Source organism: Nitrospirota bacterium (genome assembly GCA_040757335.1).
GTDB lineage: Bacteria > Nitrospirota > Nitrospiria > 2-01-FULL-66-17 > 2-01-FULL-66-17 > JBFLXB01.
The window spans coordinates 48024-61158 of record JBFLXB010000015.1 but is presented as its reverse complement, the minus strand read 5'-3'; the positions used below and the strand labels follow the sequence as shown (position 1 = coordinate 61158).

12 protein-coding genes are annotated in these 13135 nt (G+C 62.2%); 11 read left to right on the top strand and 1 reads right to left on the bottom strand.

Annotated features, from left to right (window positions below; translation table 11 throughout):
* Window positions 1–124 precede the first annotated feature (124 nt).
* The 4 genes from AB1451_09620 to AB1451_09605 all read left to right on the top strand — a co-directional run bounded on the left by AB1451_09620 (window position 125) and on the right by AB1451_09605 (window position 5141).
* Window positions 125–544, top strand: a complete 420-nt coding sequence (locus AB1451_09620) for a response regulator (protein MEW6683162.1) — start codon at window positions 125–127, stop codon at window positions 542–544.
* A 109-nt stretch (window positions 545–653) separates the two neighbouring features.
* Window positions 654–1661 (top strand): ATP-binding protein, encoded by a 1008-nt coding sequence (locus AB1451_09615; protein ID MEW6683161.1) that lies wholly within the window; start codon window positions 654–656, stop codon window positions 1659–1661.
* Between the two features lie 24 nt (window positions 1662–1685).
* Window positions 1686–4070, top strand: a complete 2385-nt coding sequence (locus AB1451_09610; protein MEW6683160.1) for an ATP-binding protein — start codon at window positions 1686–1688, stop codon at window positions 4068–4070.
* A 123-nt stretch (window positions 4071–4193) separates the two neighbouring features.
* A complete protein-coding gene (locus tag AB1451_09605) occupies window positions 4194–5141 on the top strand; it encodes a hypothetical protein (protein MEW6683159.1) in 948 nt (315 codons plus the stop codon).
* A gap of 120 nt (window positions 5142–5261) precedes the next feature.
* Here AB1451_09605 and AB1451_09600 read toward each other — a convergent pair whose 3' ends face one another.
* A complete protein-coding gene (locus AB1451_09600) occupies window positions 5262–5648 on the bottom strand; it encodes a rhodanese-like domain-containing protein (protein MEW6683158.1) in 387 nt (128 codons plus the stop codon).
* A gap of 156 nt (window positions 5649–5804) precedes the next feature.
* On the opposite strand from AB1451_09600, the gene AB1451_09595 reads away from it, so the two are divergent.
* The 7 genes from AB1451_09595 to AB1451_09565 all read left to right on the top strand — a co-directional run bounded on the left by AB1451_09595 (window position 5805) and on the right by AB1451_09565 (window position 13132).
* Window positions 5805–6092, top strand: a complete 288-nt coding sequence (locus tag AB1451_09595; GenBank protein MEW6683157.1) for a GYD domain-containing protein — start codon at window positions 5805–5807, stop codon at window positions 6090–6092.
* Between the two features lie 560 nt (window positions 6093–6652).
* Entirely contained in the window at window positions 6653–8020 is a 1368-nt protein-coding gene (locus tag AB1451_09590; GenBank protein MEW6683156.1) for an MATE family efflux transporter, read from the top strand.
* A gap of 273 nt (window positions 8021–8293) precedes the next feature.
* A complete protein-coding gene (locus AB1451_09585) occupies window positions 8294–10729 on the top strand; it encodes a hypothetical protein (GenBank protein ID MEW6683155.1) in 2436 nt (811 codons plus the stop codon).
* Window positions 10730–10764: 35 nt separating this feature from the next.
* A complete protein-coding gene (locus tag AB1451_09580) occupies window positions 10765–11190 on the top strand; it encodes a hypothetical protein (GenBank protein MEW6683154.1) in 426 nt (141 codons plus the stop codon).
* A 2-nt stretch (window positions 11191–11192) separates the two neighbouring features.
* Window positions 11193–11954 (top strand): SH3 domain-containing protein, encoded by a 762-nt coding sequence (locus AB1451_09575; protein MEW6683153.1) that lies wholly within the window; start codon window positions 11193–11195, stop codon window positions 11952–11954.
* Between the two features lie 30 nt (window positions 11955–11984).
* Window positions 11985–12611 carry an outer membrane beta-barrel domain-containing protein gene (locus tag AB1451_09570; protein ID MEW6683152.1) on the top strand — a complete coding sequence of 209 codons (627 nt, stop codon included), beginning with the start codon at window positions 11985–11987 and terminating at the stop codon, window positions 12609–12611.
* Between the two features lie 8 nt (window positions 12612–12619).
* Window positions 12620–13132: a TlpA disulfide reductase family protein gene (locus AB1451_09565; protein ID MEW6683151.1), complete on the top strand. Its 513-nt coding sequence runs from the start codon at window positions 12620–12622 to the stop codon at window positions 13130–13132.
* The last annotated feature ends 3 nt before the right edge of the window (window positions 13133–13135 follow it).

Here is a 13135-nt window from a genome sequence, read left to right as displayed (position 1 = left end):
ACACGATACGCGTTTGTTGTTCCTTCTTGACACGCCCTCCCAAAGGGACTATTGTGCTCTCGCGGTGAGACAGCAGGGTTGCCGGTCGGGTGTTTCCTTTCAGGGAGCGAAGGGAGGGCACGTGATGGTCGACCTGTTTGGTATTCCGCAGAGTAACAGCCGGGGCCGCGTCTTGGTGGTGGATGACGAAGCCGATGTACGAAAGGCCGTGAACCTGGGGCTGACCAAATCCGGGTATGAGGTGATCGAGGCCGAAGACGGGAAAAAAGCCGTGGATGTCATGAATTCCGGCGACAATCCCCTTTCCGTCGATGTGATCATCTGTGACATTCGGATGCCCAGGGTGAACGGGGTGGAGGCGATCAGTTATTTCCGCAAACAGTATCCTTCGCGTCCGATCATTGTGCTGACGGGATTTCCTGACGTGCAACTCGCCACCTCGTTGATGAAGCAGGGCGTGGCGGATTACCTCATCAAACCGGTCGAACGAGACAAGCTCGCCGCCGCAGTGGACTCGGCGATGAAGCAGTACGGCCGGGTATAGCTCCGGGAAGCGGTCGCCGACCTCCAGGTTGGAGCAGTCCACGCCCGGCCTATCTCAAGAGGCGCCCCCTACGGCTCCGTTGTCCGCCGTCACACCGGGCGGACCACGGATGACGGTGGCTATTCTCGGCGCCGGTCAAGGGGGGTCCGCCCTACTCGAGTTGTTCGTACGCACCCCGGGGGTCGCGGTCAGCGGGGTGGCGGACCATGATCCCCGAGCTCCCGGGCTGCGCCGCGCCCGGGAGCTCGGCATTCCGATCGCTGTCAACGTCGCGGAGCTACTCTCCAGTTACCAGACCGACTTGATCGTGGATGTCACCGGGGATCCCGAGGTCGCGCGTTGGATCACCGCTCACCATCCTCCAGGAACCGAGGTTCTGGGCGGCACCGGTGCCAAACTGCTCTGGAACCTCGTCCAGTACGAAGCCCAGATCCAGATGCAACTGTCTCAGGCCGAGAAACTGGCCACGATCGGGACCTTCACCTCCGGGATCGCCCACGACATCAACAATCCCCTCTATTTTCTCATGAGCCTGGCGGAAACTCTGTGTGATGAACAGGACCCGGCGGTGGTCAGGGAGCACGCGCGCGACATGCTGCGGGCGGTCAGGCGGATTTCCTCCATCGTCCAGGGCTTGACGCGGTACGCCCGCATTCCGCAGTCGGAGGACTGGGCGGACGTCGAGATCAACACCAAACTGGACGAAGCCATCCAGCTGGCTCAATACGCCACCGGGCTGAAGGAAGTCGTGGTAGTCAAGGATTACGCGGATCGTTCGGTCGTGCGCGGCAGGCCGGACGAATTCATCCAAGTCTTTGTGAACCTCATCACCAACGCGGTTCAAGCGATGCACGGAAGGGGAACCTTGCAGGTGTCGACCCACCGTGAAGACGGCGCGGTGGCCGTGGCCATCAGCGACTCCGGACCCGGCATTCCCGAGAAGATTCTGGGGAAAATCTTCGATCCGTTCTTTACCACCAAGAGACCGGGCGAAGGCACCGGATTGGGGCTGCACATCTGTCGCACCATCGTCAAGAAGTTCGACGGACACATCTCGGTCTCGAGTCGAGAAGGTCAGGGGACGACCTTTCGCCTACAGTTTCCGGGCGCAGGATAGATTTCCTCCACACTAGGATCACCCATGGAGCGCTCACCGAGCCGGACCCGCACGCGATGGGGACTGAAGGGCCGGCTCGTGCTGCTGACGCTGGTGGTGGGGACCGTGCCGTTGTTGCTGGCGATCGGCATGGCCTACGTCCAGGGTACCCGCGAACTGCAAACCGTGATCGGGGCGAGCTTCGCGGGGTTGGCCACTGAAAGCGCGCGCAAACTCGATCTGGTGTTCGCCGATGAAGTCACCCTCATCACCCGCATCGCACGCGATCCCGCACTCGTGGAATTCCTGACCGACCGGGCAGCGGCCCCCTTCTCCCTTGCTGATCCTGGACGGCGGTGGCAGGCTCGCGATGACCGTCTGGTCCGGGAGATCACCGAGGGGCCGCTGGCCGGTCGTCTCAAATGGTATTTGAACAACGAGGCGCACGAACCCGACGCAACGCGCGTGCTGTTCGTGACCGACGCCGCGGGTCGCCTTGCCGGCAGCGTCAACACCTCGGTCGACTACACGCACGGCGGGGAAACCTGGTGGCAAAAAGCGTTGGCCGTCGGGCGAGGCGGCGCCTACCTCGGAAACGTGACGTTCGACCCGGCGCTGAACGCGTATACGTTTCACCTCTCGGTGCCGGTGATGGGGAGCGATCGCAAACGGCCGCTGGGAGTCGTCCATCGCGTGTTCGACGCCAAGAGCTACTTGTCCCCATTCCTGTCTCCCATTCGATTCGGAAAGACCGGACACGTCATGCTCATCGACAGCAGCGGCACCGTCATGAGTTGCCCGATCCTCCCCACGGGAACGCGGCTGGCAGACGCCGAACTCGTGCGTCTGGTGACTCCGCCTCACGCGGGCTGGGCCAAGACTCCTTCCGACGGGCACGGCAGTCAGACGCAGTCCATCGTCGGGTTCTCGCCGCTCTCCGACACCAACCGCCTGACGATCGCATCCACCGGCACCGTCTGGCACACGTTCGCCTGGCAGTCGTCCGGAGAGCTGTTGGCTCCGACCCGTCACCTGCTGGCGCGAACCTCGGTGGGCGGGCTTCTGGCGATCGCGCTGTTGGCCGTCTTGGGGTACGCGGCCGCCGTCCGCATCGTGACGCCGATACGCCGCCTGCAGCAAGGCGCCGCGCTGATCGGTCGCGGAGAGCTCAACGAGCGGATCTCGGTGCGCACGGGCGACGAGATCGAACAGCTAGCGGAAGAGTTCGATCGGATGAACGTCCGGCTGCGAAAGGCCTTCTCCGGGCTGACGCAGGAAGTCGAAGAAAAGGCCGAAGAGATCCGGTCGCTTCAGGCCTATACCCAGCGGATTCTGGACAGCGTGCCCAACCCGATTGTCCTGATCGAAGACGAGCGGGTGCAATACGCCAACTTCGCCGCCCGGTGCGCGTTCGGCGTGGGTGATCGTGAGGTCCACGGCACGAACTTGTTCGAGCTGATCCCCCTGGATGACTCCTCCCGCGAGCGATTGCGTGATCAGCTCCACGTCTACGCCCAAGGCCTCGCCATGTCGGGACGGACGCCGGGACCGGTCCAGGTCTCCGGGGCCGATGAGCCGCCGGGCGATCCGTTGTCCCCTCGACCGACGAGCGAGACGAGCCCGGCCACGAACGAACTGACGATCCGGCGGGTGACGTATCGGTACGAGATGTTCCGCATCGACACCCGTTCGACCGAACAGGGATGGGCCGGGCTCGTGTTGTGGGACACCACGGGAGAGAGCCAGATGCAGGACCAATTGCTGCAGGCCGAGAAACTCGCCGGACTGGGCGTGTTGACATCGGGCATCGGCCATGAACTCAACAATCCGCTGTTCGGCATCCTCAGTCTCAGCGAAGCCATCCGGGACGAAAAAGATCCGACTCGTATGAAAGATCACGCGAGCCGCATCGTGGACCACGCGAAGCGGATGGCCCGAGTCATTCGAGATTTCGCCGGCTCCACGCGACCCGACCGCGCCGATCTGCGGGACGACGTCGACGTCAACGAGCAACTCGATCTCGCGCTGAGGGTGGTCGGGTTGACCGACGAGGTCACCGGGCTCCAAGTGCGGAGGCGTTACCAGTCGGTTCCACGGATTCGCGCGGTCCCCGAAGAGATCGGACAGGTCTTCGTCAGCGTCATCACGAACGCGATCCAGGCCATGAAAGGCAGGGGCACGATCGACTTGAGCAGCGGCGTCTCCAGCGAGGCCATCGTGGTGAGAATCCACGACTCGGGTCCCGGGGTTCCGAAAGGTTATGCGTCAAAGATCTTCGACCCCTTCTTCACCACCAAAGCGCCCGGGCAAGGCACGGGGTTGGGCTTGACCATCGCGCGACGGATCGTCCTGCGCTACGGTGGTCAGATCCGACTTGAACCCGGCGAAGGCCCAGGAGCCACGTTCGTGTTGCGCTTTCCCACGACGTGACTGATCCAACGCGACCGCGAATCGTTCGCCAGGACACTACGACCCTGCCGCCAGAGCCCCTCGGGCTTTGGACCGCTGGCTGTTCGAGTGCTATATTTTCTCGCGGTTTTTGGGAAGGCACTCATGGAAACCGACCGCGTGTGGGTCATCGAGGACCCCGATGAACGCCCCCGCGTTCGCAGGAAATCCACCGCCACTCCCCCAGCACGCGTTCAGAAAAACCCGGCTGCGGCGTTTTCGTGGTCGATCCTGGTCTGGGGCGGCGGTCAGATTTATCACGATCAGCGGAGCATCGGCGCCCTCCTCCTCTTGTTGTTGATGGTGAATTTCTATGCAGACCCGGTCTTGATCTGGCTCTATCGTGACCCCATACTCGCGTGGCTCAAAAGCCTCGCGGTCACGTCCTCCCAGATCCTGACGGCCGCGACGCTGTTCTACCTTTCCGGATTGCTCGTCTGGTTGTCCAGCGCGGAGCAGGCGTATCACCAGACCAACGCGGCCCGGACCGAACCGTTCCGCGGCATCGACAGCTCGTGGATTCCAGCCGCCTGCTCGATGGTGCTCCCAGGGTGGGGGCAATTCCTGAATGGGCAGGCACAGAAAGGAGCGCTTTTTCTGTTGGTCGGCCTGCTGGGCTTCTCTGCAGTGCCCACGGCCCTGCTCATTTGGTTCTTCTGGCCCCATCTCGAGACCGCCACGGACCGACTGTTCTGGGAAAGGATTCTGATCGCCCTTATCTTCGTGACACCGATCGTGCTGCTAATCTGGCCGCTCAACTGCTTCGACGCCCTCAAAGTCAGTCTGGATGAGACCAAGAAAGAACCGGTGCTCAAGCGACTGGAGTATGCGAACAATCGGCGCCGGATGTTCGGTTGGGGGCGCGGCGTATTCCCGTTCTTCAAACAAACCGCCATGTTTGCGCTGGTTCTCGTCCTCTGTGCCGCCATCGCTTACTACGCCTTTCCTCGAGACTACTACGTGACCCTCCTCCAGCACCTCCAAGTCCAGTTGTCGCAACAACACATGGTGCTGATCCCCCAGTTGATTGGCCGATTGCTGCACCACGTATAAGGCGCGCCGCAGTTCGTCGCGCGCCCGGGCTAGCCCGGGCGCGACCAGTCAACTCGGCACCACCAGATCCTAGGGAAGTCAGCGTCCCGGGGAGGGACGACACCCACGCGACTGAAATGCTCACCCGCGCACCACTTCTCCCCGCCACTTCTTCATCCCGCCTTTCAAGTTGTAGACGGTCGGATAGCCATTTTCAGCAAGCAGGTGACCAAGCTCGTCACCCATAGGTCCTCCGTGGCAGACGAACACGATCCGATCCTGCGGTGACAGTTCCTTAAAAATGCGGCGTCTGGCATCTTCGTACGGAATATTGATCGCGCCGCGGATGCGGCCAGCGGCGAACAGTTCCGGTTCTCTCACGTCCACGATGACCAGGGGGCGACCGTCGGCCATCAATGTTTCCAACTGTCCGCCATCGATGGTCGTCAAGCCGGACGCCGCAACCGAGGAGGCCAGTCCCCAAACCACCGCCCACAACAGCGCCGCCGCACCAATGCGTGTCTTCATCGCTCGACCCTCCTGATGTGCCCGTATTGTACGCGAAGGCACCACGCCGGGGGAAACCCCCATTGTTCCGCATCGCCACCGCCGGCTTGCGTTTCCCGGATCGTCCGCTCTACACTGCGTCGTGATTCGGGACTCACTTTCACCAAGGAGGCTGGCATGGCGACCTACATCATGTTGAGCACCTTAACCGACGACGGACGGAAAACCCTGAAGTCCAATCCCGCCCGTATCAAGGAAGTGAACAAGGAGATCGAAACCATGGGCGCGAAAGTTGTGGCCCAGTATGCCGTCTTGGGGCCGTACGACTTCGTCAACGTGGTAGAAGCGCCGGACAACCACGCGATCGCCAGGATCTCGGTGGAACTTGGATCGCGCGGCACGGTGCAATTCCTGACCATGCCGGGGCTGCCGATCGACGAGTTTATCAAGGGGCTGAAGCGCTAAGGAACCAACACCGACCACAAGAGACGCGACGACCACTTGCGAGTCCAGACTCCTTCAACGTCGCCAAGTTCCCCACCATGACCTACGAGATAAAGAGCTATACCAAGAACGGCGATCAGGACGACACCGTGAAGATCAAACTTGAGATCAAGGCGGTCAAGGAGAAGAAACCGGGGTAAAGTCTCGCGGACTGCCGCGGTCCACGGCCCCCATGACGCGACCCCTCGGCTCATCCGAGCCGAGGGGTCGTGTCATATCGACCCAAGCTACACCCTGGCTGGGACCGATGCCGCCGTAGTGCGCGCGATCGAAGCAAGCCGGCTGAAGGAGATCCTGCTGCGCTCAAAGACCGGCACTCACGACAGATTCTTGGCACCTCGCTCCGAAACGGGATATTTCCTCGCTAATCGGCCGCCTCAGATGCTTGGCACTGTTCTGGCATGTCGACTCTCCAACCAGTTTTTTAGGAAACGCCGTCCCGCAATGGACATCGCCAAACCCTGTGCTATCTTGCTAGCCGCACGCAACGGGTTCCCTGCGGTTATCCCAACGCCTATCCGATGAAGGACGGCATTCGTCAAGAGATCGTGGCATTGGCCGTCCCCGTGGTATTCAGCAGTCTCCTTCAGCGACTCACCACCGTCGTGGACATCTTTCTGGTGGGAGGCCTGGGGGCCGCGGCCATTGCGACCGTGGGGATCGGCCAACTGATGATGTTCGTAGCGATGACCGTGGTCTGGGCGCTGTCCGCCGGCACCACCGTGGTCATCGCCCAATTGTGGGGCGCGCAACGGCAGGACCACGCCGGCGCGGTGGCGTTCCGTTCCGTGTGCATCGGCGCCCTGCTCGGCGCGGCACTCGGCGTGTTCGGCGTATCAGGCAGCCACGCGGGTGCGGTCTTTTTGGGAGCTCATCCCGAGGTGTTGGCCCTGATTGCTCCGTACCTCCGCGTGATCTTCTCGTTCTTCGCGTGCTCCCTGCTGGTCAATCTACTCTCTGCGATCATGTACGGAACCGGAGACACCCGGCCGCCCCTTCGGGCCGCAGTGCTCATGAACGTGGTCCACCTGGCCGTCGCCTATCCATTGATCTTCGGCGTTTGGGGCGCGCCGCGCTACGGCGTGCTGGGCGCGGCCATTGCCACCGCGGTGTCGGAAACAGTCGGAGCCGTGTATCTGCTTGTGGTGGGATTCCGGAGACGGTATCTGCGAACGGGACGACCTCATCCGGAGCTGATGCGCGAGGTGGCCCGCGTAGGTCTTCCCGTCTTGGGCGAACGGTTGCTGCAGCAAACCGGGCAACTCATGTACCTCAAAGTCGTGATGCTCTACGGCACCGCGGCGTACGCCGCCCATCAGGTTGGAATGGCCATTGAAGCGTTGGCCTTTCTACCTGGTCTGGGGATCGGCATGGCCGCCACCACCGCGGTGGGACAACGCGTGGGAGCCCAAAGAATTCTGGAGGCCACCATCGCCCACCGAGAGGCCAACCGTCTCGCGCTCATGATCATGGTCGGCATGGGAATCGTGTTCTTCTGCATTCCCGGACCACTGCTCCGCCTGTTTACCCAGGACTCCGAGGTAATCGCGCTGGGAGCACCGCTTTTGAAAATCGTGGCCGTCCTCCAGATTCCGCTGGCCATCACACTCGTTCTATCCGGATCACTGCGAGGCGCGGGCGATACGCCGGTCCTGTTCTGGAGCACGGTGGTCGGAAGCTGGGGCATCCGCGTCCCGCTGGCTTGGCTGTTTGCCGTCGCCTTGAACCTGGATCTCATTGCGGTGTGGAGCCTGTTACTTGCGGACTGGGTCGCTCGCATGAGTGTCCTGGCGTATCGATACCGGACCGATAAGTGGCACGAGCGATGTGTGATCCCAGCGCCCAGCTCTGAACACGGCGTCGTCCTTGCTGCGGTGAAGCCCGGCTGAGCGAAGCCCACCACACGCCGATGTCGGACCCACACCCCTTCCCAGTCGCGCTCGATCCTTACCGTCGAATGACGAGATTTTTCGCAGTCGGGCTGAGGCTTCAGGTTCACACATTACGCGTTCAATCACAAAACCGTGATCCATGGATTCACAAAGCGGCGTGTTTTGGGGTTTTCCAGGTTCGCATGGACGCTTGGAATGCACCATTTTGTACCGATGGCTAGCATCTGAATTGCAACATTTGTCCCGACAAGGCAGCTTGACGGAGGCACTATGAAAACGCAATCACCAGTGTTCGGATGGATGTTCGGAGCCATAGTGGCCCTGGTTGGCGGGCTGGTGGTGTGGTCGTGCTCTACCGGGGAAAGTCCGATTGCCCAGGACGACATCCCGGGCATCGTGTTCGCCGCGCGCAGCGTGGACGCCATGGGTGATCCGTTGGATCCCATTCGCTTCGAGGCCGGCGGCGATCTGATGACGCTTGTACCCGCAACGCCCTCAGGCACGCTCCGCAACCTCACCAGTGACCTGACCAACGGCGTGGGTGATGTGTCGGATCCCGAAATCTTTCTGCAAACCACCGAAGAGCAGTTCCGCGTCGTGTTTGCGATGCGGACCAGCAGCGCGGACCGGTGGCACCTGTATGAAGTCGAGGTGAACGCGGACGGCACGCGGGTGAGCGCGCCGGTGCAGCTCACGTGCGGTGCGGACAATGAAGTGGACCCCCAGTATCTCCCGGATGGCCGCATCGTGTTCTCGTCGGACCGCCCCGGGCACCTCGACGAGTACGAACGCCGGCGATCCACGGTCCTTCACATGCTGGACCGCACCCAGCCGGTCCTCGCTGGCCAACCGGCCTGCGACAGCGGGGAGGTGGTTCAGATCTCGTTCAACCAGAGCCACGATCGCAACCCCATTGTTCTGCGGGACGGAACCATCGCGTTCAGCCGGTGGGAGCACTTGGGCGGAGAGAACAAGTTTCCGATGTTCTTCATGGAGCCGGACGGCACGGATCTCTTCGTCAAATACGGATCACATTCCGGCGTGAACTCGTTTTTGGATCTGCGCGAGCTCTCGGACGGACGCATGATCGGCACCATGATGCCGCTCACCGGCACGTTCGAAGGCGGAGCCCTGGGCGTGGTGAACGTGGTGGCTGAAGCCGACAACGCCAACACCTCGTCGTTGCAATTGACCGGTACCCAGGTGATTCCCACCGGACGTGAAGCGTCCGACGTGGGCCGGTATCACGGCGCGTACCCGGTTCCCGACGGCACCGACCGGTACCTGGTCTCCTACTCGACCGGCAAAGTCGTCGAGGACATGGAAGATGAGGATACGGGAGTTGTCACCGAGGGTGAGGACCCCCGCTACGGCATCTGGATGCTCAACAACGCGGACGGCACGCTCAAACCCATCAAGGTTCCTGATGCCGGCACCCAGCGGGTCTACGTCGAGCCGGTGCCGTTGATGGCCGTGGCCGCCGCCACCGACATTCCCACCGCCAAACCCACGAAGCTGGCGAACCGTCAATCGTTCGGAACCACCGGCGTGCTCGCCGCCGCCAGTGTGTATGACTCGGAAGCCAACCGCGCCCTGTCCAACGCCGTCCTGGGCGTGACGATTCCTAGGGACGGCAACGGCAACATCGACTTCGCCACGCTGACCGGTAACCCCTCGTTGCAGGTCGTGAAGCAGGTGCGGATCGTCCAAGCGGTGCCGAGCCAACCCGGCGTGGGGGTGGAGGACATGGGCTTGACCGAGTTCGAGCGACAGAAGATTCTCGGCTACGCCCCGGTGGCTGCGGACGGTTCATTCCGGGTCACGGTTCCTGCCGACACGTCGTTAACGCTTCACGTCGTGGACAGCCAAGGGCGTTCATTCAAGGTGAAGGAAAACTGGTTGCAAGTCAGGCCCGGCGAGAACCGGACCTGCAATGGCTGCCACTCTCCCCGCCGCGGTCAGCCTCAGCGGGCAGCGGCCGACTCGATCGCGCTCAACCAGGTGCCGTCAACGCTGGTCGCACCAACGATTGCAGTGATCGACTACACCGATCACGTGCAGACGATTTTCGACGCGGAGTGCGTGTCGTGCCACTCATCGACCACACCGAGCGGGAATCTTGATTTGAGCGGCGATCTGTCGGGACTGGGATTCCCCATCTCGTATACAACCCTGCTCGAGGGCGACATGAACGGGTCCGAGCTCGTGGTACCCGGCGAATCGCGGCAAAGCCACCTGGTCGAGCGCATCTTCGGCGAGGAACTCCGTTCGTCGCTGAGCCTGCCGGCCTCAGACGCGAACAACCATGCCGGAATGTTGGCCGCTCAAGACAAGCGAACCATGGTGGAGTGGATCGATCTGGGCGCCCAGTTCAGCAACTACGACGTCATCACCAACCCGGGCCGCGCGAATCTGGACGAGGCCGTGTTCGAAGCCACGATCCAGCCCATCCTGCAACAACGCTGCGGGAGCTGCCACGTGGCGGGCGGTGCCAGCAATTTTGTGTTGACCGGAGATCCCGAGGGCGACTTCGGCGCGACGGCCGCTCGCGTCAACGTGACCAATCCGGCCAACAGCCTGTTGTTCGTGAAAGGCACGGGCGTGGTGCCGATGCTGGTGAACGGCCAGCCGGTTACACCCGCTCCCCTGGCGACCACGGACGCGGACTACACCACCATTCTCAACTGGATCATTGCGGCGCAGTGAGAAGGGCCGGCAAACCAGGGAAGGGGGCTATACTTGTGGCGGCGACGGTTGCGCTCCTCACCGCGGGATGCGGCCAGGTCGAGCCCGGCGGGGAGGAGGCGATCGGCCAGTTGGACCAGACCGTGTTCGCCGCTACGATTCAGCCCATTTTCGACGCTCGGGGGTGCTCGCAGGCCGGGTGCCACTACCGGGACAAGAGCAACCCCAACTCAGGCGGGCCCGGCGGAAGCTTTCGGATCTTTGATTGCTCGGGCAACTCGTGTTCCGCTGACGAGTTGCTCGCCAATCAAGATTCGGCCGCGGGGATGGCCAACCTCGCGAACCCGACCACCAGCAAGCTGCTCACCAAACCATTGGCGCTGGCCGCGGGAGGCGTTCAGCATTTGGGGGGAGACATTTTTTTGAGTACTGCTGATCCGGACTACGTCGCGATCCTGGGCTGGATTCAGAGCCCGATTTGAGCGTGCGAGCGACCGCCAGATGGCGACTCTTCGTCGGCATCGCGTGCGTGGGGCTGGTGATCAGCCCCACAGCCGTGTTTGGGAAGGATCCCGTCTTCCGAGAAGCGGTGATCATCGAGCCCTTTCTGGAGATCCATACCGGGCCGGGAAGCAGTTATCCCGTATTCTACGTGGCGGAAAAGGGCGAAACCATCGCGTTGCTGAAGCGACGCGTGGACTGGTACGAGATCCGTCTCCGCAACGGCACCGAGGGATGGGCTCATCGGCGCGAGATCGAAAAGACGCTGTTGGCAGCAGGATACCGGAAGAGTTGGACGGAGCGGATCTTCGATGAAATCGTCGCGGGGAGAACCGCGCTGGGATGGAGCGCCGGCACGTTTTCCGGAGAACCCGCCCTGTATGTGCGCGTCACCTATACCCTCATCGACTCTCTGGCCTTGGAGGCGAACGGAGGCTTCGTGTCGGGGGACCTGGGCGGGACCCAACTGTATCACGGAGGCATGGTCGTGACCCCGTGGCGCGCTCGGTGGTTGGCCCTCAGCGGGACCATCGGGGGCGGGGTGGCGCACGTAAGCCCGACGAGTCTCCTGGTGAACGTCGAGTCAGGAACGTTTCCCGCGGCGTACGCCGGCGCTGGGTTCGCGGTTCCGCTGTTCAGGAACCTGGAAGGACGAGTGGATATCCGGCACTTCACCCTCTTCATGAGCACCGAACGGACGCGGGAATTCCAGGAATACAGCGCGGGCCTGTCGTTCCGCTTCTAACCTTCGACGATGACGAGGAGAATGTGGATCATGACGGTGATCGGCGTGGTAATGGGTGCCGGATTCCACTTCGGAGCGCTGGCTCACGGCCAGGATCTTCCGATCGAGGAGGAACCCGTCATCAAACCACCGGCCGAGGATCGCCCTCTGAAGGAAGCCCGCCTCGACACCGAGCGGTTCGAATTGGGCCCGTATGCCGGAATCTACGCCCCCGACGGCTTCGGCGCGTCGGGTGTGTACGGGCTGAGACTCACCTACCACGTCACCGAAGACATCGCGTTCGAAGCCAGCTACGCGAGATCGCAGGTGGACCAGACCGCCTTTCGCCAACTGACCGGTCGCTCGTTGTTGGTGAACGACGACCTGTGGTACTGGAGCGTCGGCGCTTCGTACGACCTCTTCCCGGGTCAGATCTTTCTCACGCGAAAACGGACGATCAACTCCACCATCTATTTGGTCGCGGGCTTGGGCCAAGTCAACATGGACGAGCGGAACCACTTCAGCATGGAGGTGGGGACCGGGTACAAACTGTTCGTCACGGATTGGTTCAGCGTCAGACCCGACTTCAGGCTCCACATGTTTGAGACCGATGTCACCGGCGAGAAGACACTCACCTACAACCTCGAGGGCACCATCGCCCTCGCCGTGTTTTTCTGAGGACCGCCATGTCGCTACCTCGCTCCCTCGCGTTACTGGTTGTTTCGTTGTCGGCCGTGCTGCTGTTCAATTCCACGGGTCTGTCGGAGGTCTCGGGCGGGCTGAAGAAGGCTCCGGATTTCACGCTGAAAAGCTCGACCGGCCGCAACGTGAAACTCAGCGAATTGCGCGGCCGCGTCGTGCTCGTCAACTTCTGGGCGACCTGGTGCACCCCGTGTAAAGAAGAACTGCCTTTTTTCAACACCTTGTACCGCCGATACCAGAACCTGGGGCTGGAAATCCTGGGCGTGAATATCGACAAGGTCTCTTCCCACGGCGCGCAGATGAGCGCGGCTCTCGGTCTCTCGTTTCCCGTGCTGTTCGACCCCGCCGGGAAGACCTCGAACGTCTATCAGATCCGCACCATGCCCACCACGTTCGTGGTCGCCAAGGACGGCTCGCTTCGCCACGTACACTGGGGATTCGGCCCGGCCGAGCCTGCCCGCTACGAGGCAGAAATCCGGGCACTGCTGAAGGAGTAGTGC

What these genes read in the sequence shown, in the direction of transcription:
- AB1451_09570 (MEW6683152.1), top strand. Translation starts at nt 11,985, where the DNA reads ATGACGGTGATCGGCGTGGTAATGGGTGCCGGATTCCACTTCGGAGCG.
- AB1451_09600 (MEW6683158.1), bottom strand. Translation starts at nt 5,648, where the DNA reads ATGAAGACACGCATTGGTGCGGCGGCGCTGTTGTGGGCGGTGGTTTGG.
- AB1451_09585 (MEW6683155.1), top strand. Translation starts at nt 8,294, where the DNA reads ATGAAAACGCAATCACCAGTGTTCGGATGGATGTTCGGAGCCATAGTG.
- AB1451_09615 (MEW6683161.1), top strand. Translation starts at nt 654, where the DNA reads ATGACGGTGGCTATTCTCGGCGCCGGTCAAGGGGGGTCCGCCCTACTC.
- AB1451_09620 (MEW6683162.1), top strand. Translation starts at nt 125, where the DNA reads ATGGTCGACCTGTTTGGTATTCCGCAGAGTAACAGCCGGGGCCGCGTC.
- AB1451_09590 (MEW6683156.1), top strand. Translation starts at nt 6,653, where the DNA reads ATGAAGGACGGCATTCGTCAAGAGATCGTGGCATTGGCCGTCCCCGTG.
- AB1451_09605 (MEW6683159.1), top strand. Translation starts at nt 4,194, where the DNA reads ATGGAAACCGACCGCGTGTGGGTCATCGAGGACCCCGATGAACGCCCC.
- AB1451_09610 (MEW6683160.1), top strand. Translation starts at nt 1,686, where the DNA reads ATGGAGCGCTCACCGAGCCGGACCCGCACGCGATGGGGACTGAAGGGC.
- AB1451_09565 (MEW6683151.1), top strand. Translation starts at nt 12,620, where the DNA reads ATGTCGCTACCTCGCTCCCTCGCGTTACTGGTTGTTTCGTTGTCGGCC.
- AB1451_09595 (MEW6683157.1), top strand. Translation starts at nt 5,805, where the DNA reads ATGGCGACCTACATCATGTTGAGCACCTTAACCGACGACGGACGGAAA.